The sequence below is a fragment of the Anaeromyxobacter sp. Red801 genome (genome assembly GCF_049201065.2).
GTDB lineage: Bacteria > Myxococcota > Myxococcia > Myxococcales > Anaeromyxobacteraceae > Anaeromyxobacter.
On sequence record NZ_CM181236.1, the window covers coordinates 1385761 to 1402786 of the forward strand.

Annotated in this window: 20 protein-coding genes; 13 read left to right on the forward strand and 7 right to left on the reverse strand. The window is 74.8% G+C overall.

From position 1 onward, the window contains the following. Positions 1–81: 81 nt before the first annotated feature. A complete protein-coding gene (locus tag ACOQFB_RS06295) occupies positions 82–939 on the reverse strand; it encodes a DNA-methyltransferase (RefSeq protein ID WP_421609962.1) in 858 nt (285 codons plus the stop codon). A 130-nt stretch (positions 940–1069) separates the two neighbouring features. On the opposite strand from ACOQFB_RS06295, the gene ACOQFB_RS06300 reads away from it, so the two are divergent. Next, the gene (locus ACOQFB_RS06300; protein ID WP_421609961.1) at positions 1070–2008 is read left to right on the forward strand and encodes a hypothetical protein; all 939 of its coding nucleotides are present in this window, start codon (positions 1070–1072) and stop codon (positions 2006–2008) included. A 10-nt stretch (positions 2009–2018) separates the two neighbouring features. Beyond that, complete coding sequence (gene queG, locus ACOQFB_RS06305) at positions 2019–3050, forward strand: tRNA epoxyqueuosine(34) reductase QueG (RefSeq protein WP_059436682.1); 1032 nt, start codon at positions 2019–2021, stop codon at positions 3048–3050. Here the strand turns inward: queG and ACOQFB_RS06310 are convergent. Further along, positions 3047–4495 carry an aminotransferase-like domain-containing protein gene (locus ACOQFB_RS06310; RefSeq protein ID WP_421609960.1) on the reverse strand — a complete coding sequence of 483 codons (1449 nt, stop codon included), beginning with the start codon at positions 4493–4495 and terminating at the stop codon, positions 3047–3049. The genes queG and ACOQFB_RS06310 overlap by 4 nt on opposite strands. A gap of 71 nt (positions 4496–4566) precedes the next feature. Here ACOQFB_RS06310 and ACOQFB_RS06315 point away from each other — a divergent pair, with 71 nt between their 5' ends. From ACOQFB_RS06315 to ygfZ, 4 genes are read left to right on the forward strand one after another with little or no spacing between them, the layout of a single operon-like run. Then, positions 4567–5298 (forward strand): AzlC family ABC transporter permease, encoded by a 732-nt coding sequence (locus ACOQFB_RS06315; protein ID WP_059436649.1) that lies wholly within the window; start codon positions 4567–4569, stop codon positions 5296–5298. Further along, entirely contained in the window at positions 5295–5600 is a 306-nt protein-coding gene (locus ACOQFB_RS06320) for an AzlD domain-containing protein (protein ID WP_059436650.1), read from the forward strand. The genes ACOQFB_RS06315 and ACOQFB_RS06320 overlap by 4 nt, the downstream gene beginning before the upstream one ends. Before the next feature lie 51 nt (positions 5601–5651). Further along, positions 5652–6512, forward strand: coding sequence for a DMT family transporter (locus tag ACOQFB_RS06325; protein WP_421609959.1), 861 nt, complete (start codon positions 5652–5654; stop codon positions 6510–6512). 53 nt (positions 6513–6565) lie between these two features. Then, a complete protein-coding gene (ygfZ, locus tag ACOQFB_RS06330; RefSeq protein WP_421609958.1) occupies positions 6566–7480 on the forward strand; it encodes a CAF17-like 4Fe-4S cluster assembly/insertion protein YgfZ in 915 nt (304 codons plus the stop codon). 233 nt (positions 7481–7713) lie between these two features. On the opposite strand, the gene ACOQFB_RS06335 is transcribed toward ygfZ, so the two are convergent. Genes ACOQFB_RS06335 through ACOQFB_RS06345 form a run of 3 tightly spaced genes read right to left on the reverse strand, consistent with a single transcriptional unit; the run spans position 7714 to position 8901 of the window. Continuing rightward, positions 7714–7932 (reverse strand): hypothetical protein, encoded by a 219-nt coding sequence (locus ACOQFB_RS06335; RefSeq protein ID WP_421609957.1) that lies wholly within the window; start codon positions 7930–7932, stop codon positions 7714–7716. 2 nt (positions 7933–7934) lie between these two features. Then, positions 7935–8432, reverse strand: a complete 498-nt coding sequence (locus ACOQFB_RS06340; protein WP_082100157.1) for a peroxiredoxin — start codon at positions 8430–8432, stop codon at positions 7935–7937. A 55-nt stretch (positions 8433–8487) separates the two neighbouring features. Further along, a complete protein-coding gene (locus ACOQFB_RS06345; protein WP_059436654.1) occupies positions 8488–8901 on the reverse strand; it encodes a hypothetical protein in 414 nt (137 codons plus the stop codon). A gap of 118 nt (positions 8902–9019) precedes the next feature. Here ACOQFB_RS06345 and ACOQFB_RS06350 point away from each other — a divergent pair, with 118 nt between their 5' ends. From ACOQFB_RS06350 to ACOQFB_RS06360, 3 genes are read left to right on the forward strand one after another with little or no spacing between them, the layout of a single operon-like run. Further along, positions 9020–9448, forward strand: coding sequence for a hypothetical protein (locus ACOQFB_RS06350; RefSeq protein ID WP_059436655.1), 429 nt, complete (start codon positions 9020–9022; stop codon positions 9446–9448). A gap of 15 nt (positions 9449–9463) precedes the next feature. After that, positions 9464–10492 carry a zinc-binding dehydrogenase gene (locus ACOQFB_RS06355; protein ID WP_421609956.1) on the forward strand — a complete coding sequence of 343 codons (1029 nt, stop codon included), beginning with the start codon at positions 9464–9466 and terminating at the stop codon, positions 10490–10492. Positions 10493–10506: 14 nt separating this feature from the next. Then, entirely contained in the window at positions 10507–10929 is a 423-nt protein-coding gene (locus tag ACOQFB_RS06360; RefSeq protein WP_059436657.1) for a hypothetical protein, read from the forward strand. 19 nt (positions 10930–10948) lie between these two features. Here the strand turns inward: ACOQFB_RS06360 and ACOQFB_RS06365 are convergent, their stop codons facing one another. Then, on the reverse strand, positions 10949–11872 hold the full coding sequence (locus ACOQFB_RS06365; protein WP_421609955.1) for a zinc metalloprotease HtpX: 924 nt from the start codon (positions 11870–11872) through the stop codon (positions 10949–10951). A gap of 184 nt (positions 11873–12056) precedes the next feature. Between ACOQFB_RS06365 and ACOQFB_RS06370 the strand changes: the two genes are divergently transcribed. The 3 genes from ACOQFB_RS06370 (at position 12057) to ACOQFB_RS06380 (ending at position 15473) form a co-directional block, all read left to right on the forward strand. Then, positions 12057–14126 carry a DNA topoisomerase VI subunit B gene (locus ACOQFB_RS06370; protein ID WP_237757832.1) on the forward strand — a complete coding sequence of 690 codons (2070 nt, stop codon included), beginning with the start codon at positions 12057–12059 and terminating at the stop codon, positions 14124–14126. A gap of 3 nt (positions 14127–14129) precedes the next feature. After that, complete coding sequence (locus ACOQFB_RS06375) at positions 14130–15233, forward strand: DNA topoisomerase IV subunit A (RefSeq protein WP_059436660.1); 1104 nt, start codon at positions 14130–14132, stop codon at positions 15231–15233. A 108-nt stretch (positions 15234–15341) separates the two neighbouring features. Continuing rightward, positions 15342–15473 (forward strand): hypothetical protein, encoded by a 132-nt coding sequence (locus tag ACOQFB_RS06380; protein WP_012634086.1) that lies wholly within the window; start codon positions 15342–15344, stop codon positions 15471–15473. A gap of 83 nt (positions 15474–15556) precedes the next feature. Here ACOQFB_RS06380 and ACOQFB_RS06385 read toward each other — a convergent pair whose 3' ends face one another. After that, positions 15557–16372, reverse strand: a complete 816-nt coding sequence (locus tag ACOQFB_RS06385; RefSeq protein WP_421609954.1) for a 3'-5' exonuclease — start codon at positions 16370–16372, stop codon at positions 15557–15559. Positions 16373–16570: 198 nt separating this feature from the next. Between ACOQFB_RS06385 and ACOQFB_RS06390 the strand changes: the two genes are divergently transcribed. Then, the gene (locus ACOQFB_RS06390) at positions 16571–17026 is read left to right on the forward strand and encodes a hypothetical protein (RefSeq protein ID WP_421609953.1); all 456 of its coding nucleotides are present in this window, start codon (positions 16571–16573) and stop codon (positions 17024–17026) included.

A 17026-nucleotide genomic window follows, 5' to 3' on the forward strand; every position in this document is an offset into this window, starting at 1 on the left:
GCCCGGAACAAGGCAGTCGCCGGACGGGCGCACGCGTGCGCGGCTGCTCGCGCGCCGTCCGGGCTGCTCACACCGGGTGCGTCACTCCGGATCGATCGTGGTGGCGCGGAGGCGGCGGGCGGCGAGGTCCACGTACCCCGGATCGCGCTCCAGCCCGAGGAAGCGGCAGCCCGCCCGGAGGGCGGCGACGCCGGTCGTGCCGGAGCCGGAGAACGGATCCAGCACCAGGTCGCCCGGCGCGGCGCTGGCGGCGAGCACGCGCTCGAGCAGCGCCAGCGGCTTCTGCGTGGGGTGCCGGCCGTGCACCTTCTCGCGCGGCCCGGGCGTGGGCACCGACCACACCACCTGGTCGCCGCCCGGCGCGGGGCGGTCGGCGATCTCCCACAGGTCGCGCATCTGCTTGCCGCCGTTGGCGGTCTTCATCGCGCGGTAGTTGAACCGGTGCGCCAGCGGGCGCGCCTTCATCGGGCTCGCCCAGAGCAGGATCTCGGTCGAGTGCGTGAAGAAGCGGCAGGCCAGGTTGGGCGAGGCGTTCGGCTTGTACCAGGTGACGGTGTTGAGCAGGTGGAAGCCCAGCTCCTGCATCGCGTAGCCGATGGTGAAGATGACGTGCTGCGTGCCGGAGACCCAGAGCGTGCCGGACGGCTTCAGCACCTTGCGGACCGCCTGGAGCCAGCGCGCCTGGAACGCGTGGTCGGCCGCGAAGCCGCCGGAGGCGTCCCAGCTCCCCTTGTTCACCGAGGTGCGGCGCCCGCCCTGGCAGGTGCTGCCGCCGTTCGAGAGCATGTAGGGGGGGTCGGCGAACGCGACGTCCACCGAGTGAGGGGGGAGGCGCTCCAGCGCCTCGACGCAGTCGCCCTGGACGAGCGCCCAGCCGCGCCCTCGCTCGGCCACGCCGGGCAGGTCGTTCCACTCGTGAAGGTCGAGCCGTGTCGCCATATCGCCGCATCGTAGAGGGGCCGATCGATATCGCCAGTTTTCGGCCGCACTGCCAGGCAACGTCAGGTCCACCCGGCGGCGGGACGCGCCCGGTGCTAAGACCAGCGGCCGGAGCCCCGCGGAGACCCCGATGACCGACCCCCGACCGCCGTCGTCCCTCACCCTCTGGCTGGAGGAGGCGCTCACCGGCTGGATCCTGCCGGTGGCCGGCCTCGCCGTCCTGGCCGCGGCGGGAGGGCTGTACGCCGCCGGCTGGCTGCCCGAGGGCGCCGCCGCGGCGGCGGTGTCGGCGGTGGTCGGCCTGCTCGCGGTGACGTTCACGCTGCGTCCGGCGCTGTCGCCCTCGGCGGACCGGGCCGGGCGCGGGCTCGCCGTGGCCGCCGCGGCGGGCGCGCTGTTCCTCTCGGTGGTGCCGGCCGTGGCGGCGGTGGTGCCCGGGCGGCCGCTCGCGCAGGGCGCGCTGGCCGCGCGCGGCGACGTGATGCCGGTGCCCGAGGACGTCCCGCACCACGTCCGGCTGCTGGTGGCCGCGCCGCTGCCGTCCTCGGGCTCGCCGGCGGTGCGGTTCACCATCGGTGGTCTCCGGCCGCCGGTGGAGGGGCACCTGGAGCGGACGTACACCTACGCGCGCGTGGGCCGGGGCGGGCGCGCGCCGGTCGCGCACGACCGCACCGAGGTGTGGCTGGAGGGCGACCTCGGCGACGGGCACGCGCTCACCCTGGACCGCCTGGGCGGTGACGCGACCGGCCCGCTCCGCGTGACGGTGTTCCGCGACCTCACGCCGACGGCGCTGCAGGCCGGGCTCGCGGTCGCGGTGCTGGCGCTCGCGGCCGCGGCCGAGGCGCGCCTGCGGCGCGGCAACGTGGCCGCGGTGGTGGGCATGGCGCTCGGGTACGGGATCCTGGTGGCCGAGAACGCCACCCCGGCGTCGGCGGCCGGCGTGGCGGTGGGGGCGATCCTGCTGGGCGGGTTCGCCGGCGCCGCCGCGGGCGGGCTGGCCGCCGCCATCGCGAGGCGGCTCGTGCCGGCGCCGCCCGAGGTGGCCGGGCGCGCGGGGCGGCGCGGCTGAGGGCGGGCGCGTGGCGGGGCTCGACGCCGACCGGGTGAAGGCGGCCGCCGCGCGGGCCGGCTTCTCGAAGTGCGGGATCGCCCGGGCGGAGCCGCTCGACCCGGGGCCGCTCGACCGCGTGCTCGCGGGCGGCCTCGAGGCGGACATGGCCTGGCTGCGCACGCAGCGGGAGGAGCGGCTCGATCCGGCGCGGCTCCTGCCGGGCGTGCGGAGCGTGGTGGCGCTCGCGCTCTCGTACCACGCCGGGGAGCCGGCGCCGCCCCCGCCGGGCGCCGCGGCGGTGGCCCGGTACGCGCGCGGCCGCGACTACCACACCGTGGTGAAGCGGAAGCTCGCCGCGATGCTCGCGGACCTGCGCGAGGCCGACCCGGGGCTGGGCGCGTACGCGTCGTGCGACATCGCGCCGGTGATGGAGAAGGCGTGGGCGGAGCGGGCCGGCGTGGGCTGGGTGGGGAAGAACGGCTGCCTGATCACGCCGGAGCACGGGAGCTGGGTCGTGCTCGCGACGCTGCTGCTCGACCGCGCGCTGGCGCCGGACGCGCCGCACCCGGACCGCTGCGGCACCTGCGAGGCGTGCCTGCCGGCGTGCCCCACCGGCGCCATCCCGGCGCCGGGCGTGGTGGACGCGCGCCGCTGCATCTCGTTCTGGACCATCGAGCGGCGCGGCCCCATCCCCGACGCGCTGGCCGGGCGGCTGAACGGGTGGGCCTTCGGCTGCGACGACTGCCAGACGGTGTGCCCGTGGAACCGCGGCGTCCCGGCCGACGCCGACCTCGAGCTGGTGCCGCGCCCGGGCCAGCTCTCGCTGTGGCTGGACGAGCTGCTCGCGCTCGACGCCGACGGGTACGGGCGGCGGTTCCACGGCACCTCCCTGGCGCGGGCGCGCCACGACGGCCTGGTGCGGAACGCGCTGCTCCTCGCCGGCACGTCGGGCGACCGGCGCCACCTGCCCGCGATCCGCGCGCACCTCGCGAGCCCGCTCGGCGACGGCGTCCGCGCCGCGGCGCGCTGGGCGCTGGAGCGGCTCGGCGAGGCGCCCTAGGCCCCGGCCGCGCGCGCCGCCGGATCCGACGCGAGGCGTCCCAGCGTGCGCACCGCCGGCTCGACGTCCCCCGCGAGCGCGGCGTTCAGGCGCACGAAGCGGTCCAGGCCGCCGCCGAGCGAGAACAGGCACCCCGGGGCGACGCCGATGCCGTGGCGCGCCGCCGCGTGGAACAGCGCCAGGCCGTCCGCCGCGCCCGGCGGCAGCTCGACCCACAGGAAGTAGCCGCCGCGCGGGTCGCTCACGCGCGTGCCCGCCGGGAAGTGCCGGGCCACCAGGGCGCGCATGGCCTCGACCTCCGCCTGGAGGCGCGGCCGCAGCCGCCGCAGGTGGCGGTCGTACGCGCCGTCCCCCACGAACCTCGCCACGAGCGCCTGCGCGAGCGGCGCGGCGGCGAGCGTGGTGATGTTCTTCAGATCGGCGAGCGCGTCGATCCAGGGGCCCGGCGCGATGGCGTAGCCGACCCGGCCGCCCGGGAGCAGCGTCTTCGAGAAGGAGCCCACCAGGATCCCCGGCGGCTCGTCGCGCCCGCGCGGCGCGCAGAGCGGCGCGTGGCGCCGGCCGTCCCAGGCGAGCTCGCCGTACACGTCGTCCTCGACGAGCGCGACGCCCTCGGCCCGCAGGGCCTCGCGCCACGCCGCCTTGCGCGCGTCGTCCATCAGGCTGCCGGCCGGGTTCGCGAAGGTGGGCGCGAGCACCGCGGCGCGGACGGCGTGGCGGCGGCAGGCCGCCGCGAGCCCCGCCGGATCCGGGCCGCCCGCCGGGTCGGCCGGGAGCTCCACCACGCGCGCCCCGGCGCTCCGCGCCGCGTCGAGGACGCCGAAGAACGTCGGGCACTCGACCGCGACCACGTCGCCCGGCTTCACCAGCAGCCGCAGCGACAGCGCCAGCGCCTCCATCGCGCCGGTGGTGACGAGCACGTCGTCCGGCCCGACGTCCATGCCGCGCGCCCGGTAGCGCCGGGCGACGAGGCGACGGAGCTCCGGGTCGCCGCGCGGCGGCGAGCAGCGGGTCCAGGGGCCCGCCCCGGGGCCGCGCAGCAGCCGCGAGGTGAGCCGGCGGAACGCCGGCGCCGGGAAGTGATCGGCCGACGGCCACCCGCTCCCGAGCGGCACGAGCGCCGGGTCGGCCATGGCCGCGAGCAGCTCCGCGGTCAGCTCGGCGCGCGCGTCGCTGAAGGCGTGGAGGCGCGGCCGGCGAGTCGGCGGCTGCTCGAGCGGCGCCGGGAGCCGCGGCCGGACGCGGAAGCCGGAGCGGGGCAGGGCCTCGACGAGCCCCGTGGCCTCGAGGTGCCGGTAGGCCGCGAGCGCGGTCATCAGGCTCGCGCCGTAGGTGCGGCAGGCCTCCCGGAGCGAGGGGAGCCGCTCGCCCGGCCCGGTGACGCCCGCCCGGATGCCGCGGGCCAGGTGGTCCGCGATCTGCCGGTACTTGAAGCGGGTGCCCATGCAGCTGTTATAGCCCTCGACGCGCGACGCTGTGTCTGTTCCATCCGGCCGGGAGGTGCTTCCCTGCGGGCATGACCACCCCGGCACTCGCGGGCCCGGCCCTGGCGCACCCCGGCCGGAGCGCCGCGCACGAGTTCTGGTCCGGCGTCCGGGACCTCGCGCCGCTGCTGCTCGGCGTCGTCCCGTACGGCTTCGTGTACGGCGTGCTCGCGCGCGCGAGCGGCATCGACGCCGCCGCCGCCCTGGCCGCGTCGGCGATCCTGTTCGCCGGCGCGGCGCAGTTCCTGCTCGCCCAGCTCGTCGCGGCCGGCGCCCTCGGCGCGGTGATGGTGGCCGCGGTGGCGCTGGTGAACCTGCGGCACGCGCTCTACAGCGCCTCGGTGGCGCCGCACCTCGCGCACCTGCCGCTGCGCTGGAAGCTCGCGCTCTCGTACCTGCTCACCGACGAGTCGTACGCCGTGGCCATGCGGCGGCTCGGGGACGGCGACCGGTCGCCATCCCGCCACTGGCACCTGCTCGGCGCGGGCGTCGCGCTCTGGTCCGGGTGGCAGCTCGCCACCGCCGCGGGCGTGGTGCTCGGCGCGCGCGTCCCGGCGCGGCTGCCGCTCGACGTCGCGCTGCCGCTCACCTTCATCGCCATCGCGGTGCCGATGATCCGCTCCCGGGCCATGCTCGCGGCCGCGATCGCGGCGGGGATCGTCGCGCTCGCCGCGGCGGGGTGGCCGTGGCAGCTCGGCCTGCTCGCCGCCAGCCTCGCCGGGATCCTGGCCGGCGCGCTCGCCGCGCCGCGGAGGGCGCGATGAGCCTGTGGCTGGTGATCCTCGCCTGCGGCGCCGTCACGTTCGCGACGCGCCTCTCGTTCGTCGCGCTGGAGGGGCGGCGCGCCGCGCCGGGCTGGTTCCGCGAGCTCCTGCCGTTCGTGCCGGTCGCGACGCTCACCGCCATCGTGGTGCCCGCGCTGGCGCGGCCGGCGGCGGGCGGGGATGCCGCGGGCGTCCCCGCGCGGCTGGCCGCCGGGGCGGCCGCCGCCGCCCTCGCCGCGGTGACGCGCAGCGTGCCGCTCACGCTCGCCGGCGGCTTCCTGGTGCTCTGGCTCGCGTCCTGAGCCGCGCGCCGGCTTGCGCCCCGCCCGGCGGCGGCTACATTCCGGCGCCACATGGTCCACCTGGTGATGTTCCTGCACTCGGCCATCTCGGCCGGGACCTACCTCGCCGCGAAGCGCGCCCTGGGCGAGCTGTCGCCGTTCGAGGTGGCGCTGGTGCGCTTCGCCCTGTCCTCGCTCGCGTTCGGGCTGCTGCTGTGGCGGCGGCCGGTGCGGGTGGCGCGGCGCGACCTGCTCGCGCTGGCGGGGCTCGGCATCATCGCCATCCCGGTGAACCAGGGGCTCTTCCTCGCCGGCATGGCCTGGACCACGCCCGGCCACGCGGCGCTGCTCTACGCGCTCACCCCGGTGTTCGTGTTCCTCATCGCGCGCGTGCGCCTGGGCGAGCGGGCCGGCCCGGCGAAGCTCGCCGGCATCGCGCTCGCGTTCGCCGGGGTGGTGGTGGTGCTGCTCGGCCGCGGCGCCGTGGGGCTGCACGGCTCCTCGCGCCAGCTCGCCGGCGACCTGCTCATCCTGCTCGCGGTGGTGGCGTGGTCGGTCTTCGCGGTCGCGGGCAAGCCGTACGCGCAGCGCTACGGCGCGGTCGGCTCGACCGGCGTGGCGCTCGTGCTCGGGACGCTGGCGTACCTGCCGATCGGGCTGGTCGCGACCGACTGGTCGCGGCTCGGCGCGCTCTCGGCCACCGGCTGGGCCAGCCTCGGCTACCTGGTGCTGCTCACCAGCGTGGTCGCCTACATCCTGTACTACTGGGCGCTCTCCCGGACCGAGGCGAGCCGCGTGGCCATCTGGTCCAACCTCCAGCCGGTGCTGACCGCGCTCCTCGCCTGGGCCATCGCGGGCGAGCGGCTCACCGCGCCGTTCGTGGCGGGCGGGGCCATGGTGATCGCGGGCGTCATCCTGACCGAGCGCGGGTAGCCGCGGCGCCGCGCGCCTTGAGCCGGCGCCGCGCCCGCGTTATCCACGGGGGCGTGAGCCTCCACGAACGACTCCGCGCCGCGCGCGAGGGCTGGGCCGTCGGCCCGGTGCTCGAGCGCGCCTTCCTGCGCGTCACCGGCAAGGACGCCCAGGATTACCTGCACCGCATGTCCACGCAGGACCTCGCCCGCCTGAAGCCCGGCGAGTCCGCCTACGCCGCGTTCCTGAACGCGAAGGGGCACCTGCTCGGCGAGGGGCACGTGCTGGTGCGCGAGGGCGAGATCCTGGTGGAGCTCGACCCGGCCGCCGCGCCGGAGACGCGCGCGCTGCTGGAGAAGCTCGTCATCATGGACGACGTGACGTTCGAGGACCTGTCGGCGACGCTCCGCGCGCTGCCGGTGCTCGGGCCGGAGGGGCCCGCGCGGCTGGCGGGGCGCGCGGGAGCCGCGCCGGTGGTCCCGAGCGCGCGCCGCGGCGCGCCCTGCGTGGACGTGTGGGCGCCGGCGGGCGAGGCGGAGGCGCTGCGGGCCGCGCTGGTGGCCGACGGGGCGGCGCCGCTCGACCTCGCCGAGCTGGAGTCGCTGCGCATCCTCGCGGGCGTGGCGCGGTTCGGCGCCGACATGGACGCGAGCCGGCTGCCGATGGAGGCAGGGCTCACCCGCGCCGCCATCTCCTTCAGCAAGGGCTGCTACATCGGGCAGGAGGTGGTGCTCCGGGCCACCGCGCGCGGCCACCTGCAGCGCGGCCTGGTGCAGCTCGAGCTGCCGCCCGGCGCCGCACCGGGCACGCCGCTCGTCGCGAACGGCCAGGAGGTCGGCGCGGTGACCAGCGTCGCCGAGACGCCGGAGGGCCGCCTCGGCCTCGGCTACCTGCGGCGCGCACACTGGAAGCCGGGCGAGCGGGTGCGGGCGGGCGAGGGCGAGGCGGTCGTGCGCGCGGTGATCGTCGAGGACGGCGTCGTCGCGTAGCGGCCCTTCGTCCCTCGACTTCGCGCGGCCTTGCGGCCGCGCTACGCTCGGGATGAGCGGCCCTCACCTGATCCGCTCACCCTGAGCGTCCCTCGACTCCGCGCGGCCTTGCGGCCGCGCTACGCTCGGGATGAGCGGACCTCACCTGATCCGCTCACCCTGAGCGTAGGCGGGCCGCAGGCCCGCCGGAGTCGAAGGGTCGTGGTGAGCCCGTCGAACCACGAGCTGCGGGCTCAGGCCTCCGCGACCGGGATCTCCGGCCCCTTCGGGCGGTCCTGCCGCGACGGGAGCGCGTCCAGCTCGCGGCGCACGGCGGCGATCTCCTCCTTCAGCTCGGCGCGGAGCGCGCGGATCTCGCCGCGCACGTCCTCGAACGTGTAGCGGATCTCCTCCGCCGAGATGCCGAGGAGCCGCCGCCGGAGCCCGGCCACGAACCCGTCCACCACGCGCATGGCTAGCCCTTCTTCCCCTTGTGCAGCGGGCAGGAGGTGATCGCGCCCGCCGGATCGATCGCGGCGCTGCCGGTCACGATCTCCTTGATGGTGCCGTCCTGCTCGAGCACGTAGGTGGCCCGGTTCGCGAGCCCCACCACCGGGATGGTGCCGCCGTACAGCTTCGCGACCTTGCCGCCCTCGTCGGAGAGGAGCCGGTACGGAACCTTCAGCTCGTCCTTGAACTTCCGCTGGGTCTCGACCGAGTCGGTGCTGATGCCCACCACCTGCGCGCCCTTGTTCGCCACGTCGGCATACCGGTCCCGGTACGCTGAGAGCTCGCGCGTTCAACCAGGGGTGAAGGCCTTGGTGTAGAAGGCCAGGATCACCGGACCGGACTCGAGCAGGCTCGACAGCGACACCGGCTTGCCGTCGCTGTCGGGGAGCGTGAAGTCCGGCGCCTTGTCGCCCACCTTCAGGGGGGCGGCGCCGAGCAGCATCGCGATCAACGGGAGGGTCATGGCGGGGTCCTATCCAGCCCGACCGGCGCGGGCAAGCGGGCCACCGGGGCGCCGCTCACGCGCGCAGGCGCTCGTAGCGGGCCGCCAGCACCTCGATGACGTCGCGGTGGTAGAAGCCGACCTGATCGGGCAGCTCCGCGAGCGTGCGCGCCGCGAACCCGGTCACCGGCGCGCCGGGCGCGGGCTCGCCGCCGGCCACGGCCCCGGCGAAGACCAGCGCGAGGTGCGGCACCCCGCCCACCTGCTCGGCGCGGCAGCCCACCACCACGAGCCCCTCCAGCTCGAGCCCGAGCTGCGCGCGCGCGATGGCCGCGGCGCGCTCGCCGGGCTGCTCGCCGTCGGCGAGCACGCCGGAGGGCAGCCACCACCGGCCGAGCTGGGCCTGGCCGTGGAACCCGCCGATGACCTCGGCGATGACGATCCGCCGCAGCTCGAGCGCGAGCGGGAGCACATCCACGCGGACGATCATCCGTTCACCCCACGTGTATCGAGGCCCGGGCGGCGCGACCCGCCCCGGCCGGGAGCTGGTCTTATCCCGCCCCAGTGAGCCCCTGGCAAGGGGCCGCACCCGGCGATAACGTGCCCTCGTGACCGCTGCCCGAACGCTCGCCGTCCTCGCCGCCGTCCTCGCCGTCGCCGCCTGCGGCAAGAGCAAGGAGGAGAAGGCGCTGGACGAGCTGGGGCGGCAGTGCAACGCGCTGGCCGGGAGCGGGGCGACGCTCGACGATGCCGAGATGCTGTTCCGGTACCGGGACATCTTCACCGGCATGCAGTGCGGCCTGCCCCTCACCTCGACCGGCGCCGGGGACGTGTGCGGCGCGGCCTCGGACACCAACGTCCTCTGCATCATGGACTGGTCGTACTACCCGAACGACTCCAACATCTGCGGCCCGACCGGCTGCTGGCTGGGGTGCGAGGTCCGGGTGAGGGAGTCGGACTTCCAGGCGAGCGGGACCGCCGCCGTGATCTGCGCGGCCCGCTGGTTCGAGGAGAACCCGACGTACCAGTCGTTCTAGCGAACGGGAGCGCACATGAAGGCGGTCCTGATCCGCGGCCACGGCGGCCCCGAGCGCGTCGAGGTCGGCGAGCTGCCGCTGCCCGAGCCCGGCCCGGGGGAGGTCCGGGTGCGGGTGCGCGCGGCGGCGCTGAACCACCTCGACCTCTGGGTCCGCAAGGGCTGGAGCGGCCTGATGCTGTCGTTCCCGCACGTGCTCGGCTCGGACGTGTCGGGCGTGGTGGACGCGGCGGGGCCGGGGGTGGACGAGCCGAAGGTCGGCGCCGAGGTGGTGCTCGCGCCCGGGCTCTCCTGCGGCCGCTGCGTGCGCTGCCGCTCCGGCGAGGAGAACCTGTGCCGCGGCTACGCCATCCTGGGTGAGCACGTCGCGGGCGGCCAGGCCGAGGCGGTGGTGGTCCCGGCCCGCAACGCGCTGCCTCGCCCGCCGAACCTCTCCTTCGAGGAGGCGGCGGCGGTGCCGCTCACGTTCCTCACCGCCTGGCACGCGCTGGTCGCGCGCGCGCGGGTGCGGCCCGGCGAGACGGTGCTGGTGCACGCGGCCGGCTCGGGCGTCGGGGTCGCGGCGGTGCAGATCGCGAAGCTGCACGGGGCGCGGGTCATCGCGACCGCCGGCTCGGACGCGAAGCTGGAGCGGGTGCGCGCGCTCGGCGCGGACGAGGTCGTGAATTACGAGGCGAAGGACTTCGTCCAGGAGGTGAAGCGGCTCACGCAGCGCCGCGGCGTGGAGGTGGTGTTCGAGCACGTGGGCAGGAAGACGTGGGAGGGGTCGATCCTCTCCTGCGCGCCGGGCGGGCGCATCGTCACGGTGGGCGCGACCACCGGGTACGATCCCCCCACCGACCTGCGGCACGTGTTCTACCGCCAGCTCTCCATCCTCGGCTCGACCATGGGCACCTCCGGCGAGCTGCTCGAGGTGCTCCGCTTCGTGGGCGAGGGGAGGCTGCGGCCGGTGGTGGACCGGGTGCTCCCGCTCGCCCAGGTGCGCGAGGCGCAGGCGCTGCTTGCCGATCGCGCGCAGTTCGGGAAGATCGTCCTCACGCCCTGACGCAGGAGCCCATCATGAAGACGCGCAACGCCCTCTCCGCCGCCGCCCTCGCCGCCGCCGCGCTCCTCGCGGCCGGCTGCGGCACCGACACCTGCCCGACGGAGACGCCCAAGATCGACCTTATCCAGAGCTGCACGGCGACGCCCGGGGCGACGGTGCCGGTGCGGCTCAAGGCGTGCCCCACCTGCAACCAGAACATCACCCGCTGCGAGGTGGACGTGCAGGGCGGCTACATCCAGCTCGATCCGCTGGCGGAGGCGTGCGACAGCTCCACGAGCTGCCCGCCCGGCTGCGCCACCAACGACGTGGTCTGCAACGTGACCGCGCCGTCCACCCCGGGCACGTACACGCTCATCGTCTCGAACGGCACGGGCGGGACGCTGCAGGGTCAGCTCGACGTCGCGGAGGCCAGCGGGCCGTACGCCTGCACCTACTGAGTGGCTGGCGCGCTGACCGCTACGCGTACCGCACGCCGCGCCGCATCTCGCGGAGCCGGCGCACGCGCTCCTCGATGGGCGGGTGGGTCGAGAACAGGCTCATCATCTTCGCGCCCGCCCCGTGGAACGGGTTCACGATGAACAGGTGCGCGGTGGCGGGGCCGCCGTACTGGTACGGGATGGCCTCGTTGCCGCGCTCCAGCGCGAGCAGCGCCTCGGCGAGCGGCTCGGGGTCGCCCACCAGCTCGGCGCCGGACGCGTCCGCGCCGTACTCCCGCGAGCGGGAGACCGCGAGCTGGATCACGAGCGCCACGAGCGGCGCCAGGATGGCCCAGGCGAGCAGCTCGAGCGCCGAGCCGCCGCGGTCGTCCTCGCGGCGCATGCCGCCGAGCAGCGCGCCCCAGCGGACCACGTAGCCGAGCGTCGAGATGAGCCCGGCCACCGCCGCGGCGACGGTGGAGATGAGGATGTCGCGGTTGCGCACGTGGGCGAGCTCGTGCGCGAGCACGCCCTCGAGCTGGCGGCGGTCGAGGATGCGGAGGATCCCCTCGGTGACGGCGACCGCCGCGTGCGACGGGTTCCTGCCCGTGGCGAAGGCGTTCGGCGTCTCGGAGGGAATGACGTAGACCCGGGGCATGGGCATGCCCGCGCGCCGGGTGAGGCGCTCGACGATCTCGTAGACCTGCGGCAGCTCCTCGCGCGTCACCGGCCGCGCGCGGTGCGCCATGAGCGCGAGCCGGTCGGAGAACCAGTAGGAGAGGAAGTTGAAGGCGAGGCCGAGCCCGCCGAACAGCAGCATCCCCTGCGCGCCGCCGATCGCGTTGCCGCCGATCGCGAGCAGCGCGATGAGCAGCGCCATCAGCATCGCGGTCTTGGCGTAGTTCCGGCCCACGCCGGCCTTCGGGGACATGCCGCGCGGCTGCGCCGCCTCGCTCCAGGACATGGTGCTTGAGTAACCATCGGAGGGGCCGCGTCAATCCGCCGGACGCCCGCCCGCCCGCGCGCTGGCGCGCACGGGGCGCCGCGATCTCGCGCGGGATCCCCCGCCGTGCTATTGGGGCCAGGCAGGCGATATCGCGGGGTTGCGAGGTCAGCGCGTCCATATGGCGGCTCGGAAGGCGGCGGCGGTGAGGGCGAAGGGGAAGGCGGGGGGTCGGGACCGGGAGCGCGACCAGCTCGAGCTGGCGGTGGTCGGGGGAGCGGCCGCGCGCCGCTCGAAGCCCGCCGCGACGCCGCCCGCCCGGGCGCCGGCGCGCAAGGCCGCCGGGCGGGCCCGCCCCGCGCCGGTCGAGGAGCCGGAGCTCCTGCCGCCCGCGCCCGAGGCCGAGCCGGAGCCGGCCCCGGCGGCGCGCTCGCCGAGGCGCCGCGCCACCGCGGAGCAGATGGCGCAGCAGCAGCGCGAGATCTCCATCTCCGAGTTCTTCACCAAGAACCGGCACCTGCTCGGCTTCGACAACGCCTCGAAGGCGCTGCTCACCACCATCAAGGAGGCGGTGGACAACTCGCTCGACGCCTGCGAGGAGGCCGGCATCCTCCCCGAGATCACCATCGAGGTCCGCGACCTCGGGCTGGACGAGAAGGGCGAGGGCGACCTGACGAAGGGCGAGGGCCGCTTCGTGGTGGTGGTGGAGGACAACGGCCCCGGCATCGTGAAGGCGCAGGCGCCGAAGATCTTCGGCAAGCTGCTCTACGGCTCGAAGTTCCACCGCCTGAAGCAGAGCCGCGGCCAGCAGGGCATCGGCATCAGCGCCGCCGCCATGTACGGCCAGCTCACCACCGGCCAGCCGATCCGGATGATCTCCCGCACCGGCAAGGGCAAGCCGGCCTTCGGGCTCGAGATCCAGATCGACACCCGCAAGAACAACCCGGTGGTCACCGCCGAGCGGCAGCTCGACGACTGGCACGAGCACGGCACGCGGGTGGAGCTGGAGATCGTCGCGAACTGGCAGCAGGGGCAGCGGTTCGTGAACCGCTACGTGGAGCACACCGCGCTGTCCAACCCGCACGCCACCTTCCACTACCTGCGCCCGCGGCAGGCGCCGCTCTCGTTCCCGCGCGCCACCGACGAGCTGCCCAAGGAGGCGCAGGAGATCAAGCCGCACCCGCACGGCGTGGAGCTGGGCGCGCTGATGCGGATGGCCGCCGACTCGAAGAGCCACGACGTGCGCGGGTTCCTGCAGTCCGCGTTCTCGCGCGTCTCCTCCACGGTCGCCGACGAGATCGTGAAGAAGGCCGGCTTCAAGGCGAAGGTCCGCCCGCGCGACGTGGCCGGCGACCGCGAGCTGGCGCGCAAGCTCCACCAGGCCATCGGCGCCACCAGGATCATGGCGCCGCCGACGCAGATCCTCTCGCCCATCGGCGACACGCTCATGCGCAAGGGCCTGGTGTCCTTCCTGAACGTGATCGAGACCGAGGGGCCCGAGGAGGAGGAGCAGCTCGACCTCGACGCGGCCCGGAAGAAGAAGGCCACCAAGAAGGGCAAGGCCGCGAAGGCCGAGGCGCCCGAGGTGCCGGACGCGCCGCCGGAGGAGGGCGTCGAGAAGATCAAGGGCCACAACTACTTCATCGCGACGGTGACCCGGCCGCCCAAGGTGTACCGCGGCAACCCGTTCCAGGTGGAGGTCGGCCTCGCGTACGGCGGGAGCTGGCCGGCCGACAAGCCCATCGAGCTGTTCCGCTTCGCGAACCGCGTGCCGCTGCTGTTCCAGCGCGGCGCGTGCGGCATGACCGAGGCCATCGTCAAGACCGACTGGCGCAACTACCTGCTCAGCCAGCCGCGCGGCTCGCTGCCGGTCGGGCCCATGGCGCTGCTCGTGCACATCGCCTCGGTCTGGGTGCCGTTCACCAGCGAGGCGAAGGAGGCGGTGGCGCACTACCCGGAGATCACCCGGGAGATCCAGCTCGCGGCCCAGGAGTGCGGCCGCAAGCTCGCGGCGCACATCCGCAAGCGCAAGCACGCCGACTACCAGGCGCAGCGGCGCAGCCTGTTCGAGCTGTACATCCAGGAGGTGGCGCAGGCGATCGGCAAGATCGTGAAGCGCAGCCCCGACCCCATCAAGCGCGAGTTCCTGCGGCTCGCCGACCAGGTGACGGAGCAGGAGGGCGCCGGCGAGGGGCTCGACGACGCCGCGCTGGAGGAGCAGTCGAGGAAGATCACGCGGCGGCCGCGCAGGGCCGAGGAAGAGGAGCAGGAGTAGGCCATGGCCAGGCTCGACGCCATCGACAAGAAGACGGTCCAGAAGATCGAGACGCTCGCCGAGTCGGTGCTGCGCTCGGTGAAGGGCGGCAAGAACCCGTTCGTCGAGATCCCGGTCCGCTCGCTCGCGAACGTCCAGTTCAACCCGCGCAAGCGGCTCATCGAGCTGAAGGACCAGAAGCAGAGGCGCTACTTCTTCAACGTCTCCATGGCGAAGAAGTTCATGCAGACGTTCCTGGTCTCGGAGGCGTGCAAGGAGCTCATCGACGCCGGCAAGACGACGAGCATCCGCGACCTCTACTACATGACGAAGCACGCCCTCGGGGAGACGCGGCAGAACACCTTCGAGGAGCAGGAGGAGTCCGACCCGATCATCGAGGACCTGGAGGTCGCGATCGACGCGCTCCGCGAGGAGCTGCACCTGTTCGCGAGCGGCCGCGGCTCGATGGTCGGCCCGCTCTCCATCCGCGACGCGGGCGACGCCATCGACCTCCGCCGCATGGGCTCGGGCGGCTGGTCGGTGCCGTCCATCGTCGAGGAGCACGTGGTCCAGTTCGGCAAGAGCGAGGCGAAGTACGTCCTGCTCATCGAGAAGGACGCCGTCTGGAAGCGCTTCAACGAGGACAAGTTCTGGGCCCGCGAGAAGTGCATCATCGTCACCGGCCTGGGCCAGCCGCCGCGCGGGGTGCGCCGCATCGTGCAGCGGCTCCACTCCGAGCTGGGACTGCCGGTGTACGTGCTCGTGGACAACGATCCCTGGGGCTTCTACATCTACTCGGTGCTGAAGCAGGGCTCGATCAACCTGGCCTACGAGTCGATGCGGATGGCGGTGCCGAAGGCGCGCTTCATCGGCCTCTCCTCCTTCGACAAGGCCAAGTTCAAGCTGCCCGGCAACGTGTCGATCCGCATGAACGACCAGGACGACGCGCGCGCGAAGCAGATGCTCGCCTATCCCTGGTTCAAGGACCCGAAGTGGCAGCGCGAGATCCAGGAGATGGTCCGCTCCGGCGAGAAGTACGAGCTGGAGGCGCTCTCGCGCCGCGGGATCAGCTTCATCACCGAGGAGTACCTGCCGAGGAAGCTCCGCGACCGGGACTGGCTGGAGTAGCGCCGGCGCACGCGCCGCCCGGCCCGGGGCCGGGGGCCGGGCTTGACCGATCACCCCCGGAGCGGCGAGACTCCGCCGCCTTTCACGACGGACACCAAGGAGAACCACATGCCCGCCAAGCTCGGGAACCGCTCCAAGCGGAAGATCTCGAACCGCTCGAAGACCAAGCGCGCCCAGGCGACGCGCAAGCGCGTGCTCAGCGTCAAGCGCAAGCGCCGCGCGAAGCGCTCGCCGCGGTAATCCCGCGCGCCCTCCATGCTGCGAGGCCTTCGACGGCCCGGCTGCGCGAGCGGCCGGGCCGCGCCGTTCCGGGGACAGGTGCGCTACAGCGCCTGCGCCCGCAGCGCCGGCTCGCGGCCGTCGAAGAACGGCGCGCAGCGATCCAGGAACCCGTCCAGCGCGCTCCGCTCGCCCGGGCGGAGCCGCCGCGCGAACAGCCGCGGCAGCGCCTCGCGCGCGAGCGCCGCGCTCTCGGCGTAGCCGTCCGGCGTGAGCGACCCCTCCACCAGGCGGACGCGCAGGAACAGCAGGAACGTCTGCACCACGTCGGTCATGCAGTACCCGGCGATCCGGTCCAGCGCGCCCTCGGCGTACAGCGCCTGCACGTCGGCGCCGGCCACGTCCTCCTTGCCCGGCAGCCCCACCAGCTTCGCGTACAGGTCGAGCGGCGCCGCGGTGGCCTGGCCGGCGAGCAGCTCCTTCACGTCGAGGTGCTCGGTCCCGCCGGTGCGACGGGCCGCCCCGAACCAGGCCGGGGTGGGGATGGCGTGCTTCAGCGAGCGCAGCTCCAGCACCGGCAGGTCGAAGCCCTTGCCGTGGAAGGTCACCAGCGAGGCGCCCTCCAGCCGCTGCCACATCGTCTCGAGGAAGGCGGCCTCCGGCCCGCGCCGGTCGGTCCAGGCGACCGCGTCGGTGACGCGGACGATGCCGCCGTCCTCCTCCGCCTCGAGCAGGCAGGCCGCCACCGGGCGGTGGTACGGCAAGGGGAGGAAGTCGCTGCGGCCGCCCGTCCGGGCGCGCCGCTCGGCGAGCACCCGGCGGAGCTGCTCCGAGTAGGGGCGGGAGGGCTCCCCGTCCACGGCCGAGACCAGCGCCTCGTCGGGCACGGTCTCGAGATCCAGGGTCACGAAGCGCCGCACGGGACGACTGTCGCAGCCGGGTCTGACAGTGCGCGCATGCCACCCTGGGTGGTGCCGGGCAGGGGGCTTCCCCCCTCGGCGGCGGCCCCTCCTGGACGCGCCGCGTCAGGGAACGCCGGCGCTACCCTCGGGATGGCACGGAAACCCCTTTCACGCCGGCGCGGGGCGGGCGGCCCGGCCCGCGGAGGAGGTGCGGTCATGAAGGCGTCCACTGCACGGAAGGTGAACGGCGGGGCAGAGGGTCGGCGCAACCCGATCGCCGCGGTCCAGGGTCGGATCGACGCGCTCGAGAGCGAGGCGCGCGGACGGCTGCTGCGCGTGCTCGGGGCGGGCGAGGAGGCGCTGCACGACCTCGACCTCGCGCTGGAGCGGGTCTCGCGCGAGGACTGGTCCACCCGCGGAATGCGGCGGCACCTGGACGAGCTCCGGGCGCGCGCGGAGAACCTGCGGGCGGCGGCGCTGCGGCGCGTGGCGGAGATGCCGGGCGAGGCCGTGAGCCGGCTCGCCACCGGCAGCCGCGTGCCGGTGCGGAACCTGGCGCGCGGCCTGGAGCGGATCGCGAAGCGCCTCGAGGAGCGTCCGCCGGCGATCTCGGTGGTGGCCGACCGCGAGGAGCGCGAGCCGCCCGAGGTGCCGTCGGAGCACCTGGAGTAG

Coding starts and splice junctions, on each gene's coding strand:
- ACOQFB_RS06295 (WP_421609962.1), bottom strand. CDS start 939: ATGGCGACACGGCTCGACCTTCACGAGTGGAACGACCTGCCCGGCGTG.
- ACOQFB_RS06300 (WP_421609961.1), top strand. CDS start 1,070: ATGACCGACCCCCGACCGCCGTCGTCCCTCACCCTCTGGCTGGAGGAG.
- ACOQFB_RS06310 (WP_421609960.1), bottom strand. CDS start 4,495: ATGGGCACCCGCTTCAAGTACCGGCAGATCGCGGACCACCTGGCCCGC.
- ACOQFB_RS06315 (WP_059436649.1), top strand. CDS start 4,567: ATGACCACCCCGGCACTCGCGGGCCCGGCCCTGGCGCACCCCGGCCGG.
- ACOQFB_RS06320 (WP_059436650.1), top strand. CDS start 5,295: ATGAGCCTGTGGCTGGTGATCCTCGCCTGCGGCGCCGTCACGTTCGCG.
- ACOQFB_RS06325 (WP_421609959.1), top strand. CDS start 5,652: ATGGTCCACCTGGTGATGTTCCTGCACTCGGCCATCTCGGCCGGGACC.
- ACOQFB_RS06335 (WP_421609957.1), bottom strand. CDS start 7,932: ATGCGCGTGGTGGACGGGTTCGTGGCCGGGCTCCGGCGGCGGCTCCTC.
- ACOQFB_RS06345 (WP_059436654.1), bottom strand. CDS start 8,901: ATGATCGTCCGCGTGGATGTGCTCCCGCTCGCGCTCGAGCTGCGGCGG.
- ACOQFB_RS06355 (WP_421609956.1), top strand. CDS start 9,464: ATGAAGGCGGTCCTGATCCGCGGCCACGGCGGCCCCGAGCGCGTCGAG.
- ACOQFB_RS06360 (WP_059436657.1), top strand. CDS start 10,507: ATGAAGACGCGCAACGCCCTCTCCGCCGCCGCCCTCGCCGCCGCCGCG.
- ACOQFB_RS06365 (WP_421609955.1), bottom strand. CDS start 11,872: ATGTCCTGGAGCGAGGCGGCGCAGCCGCGCGGCATGTCCCCGAAGGCC.
- ACOQFB_RS06375 (WP_059436660.1), top strand. CDS start 14,130: ATGGCCAGGCTCGACGCCATCGACAAGAAGACGGTCCAGAAGATCGAG.
- ACOQFB_RS06380 (WP_012634086.1), top strand. CDS start 15,342: ATGCCCGCCAAGCTCGGGAACCGCTCCAAGCGGAAGATCTCGAACCGC.
- ACOQFB_RS06390 (WP_421609953.1), top strand. CDS start 16,571: ATGAAGGCGTCCACTGCACGGAAGGTGAACGGCGGGGCAGAGGGTCGG.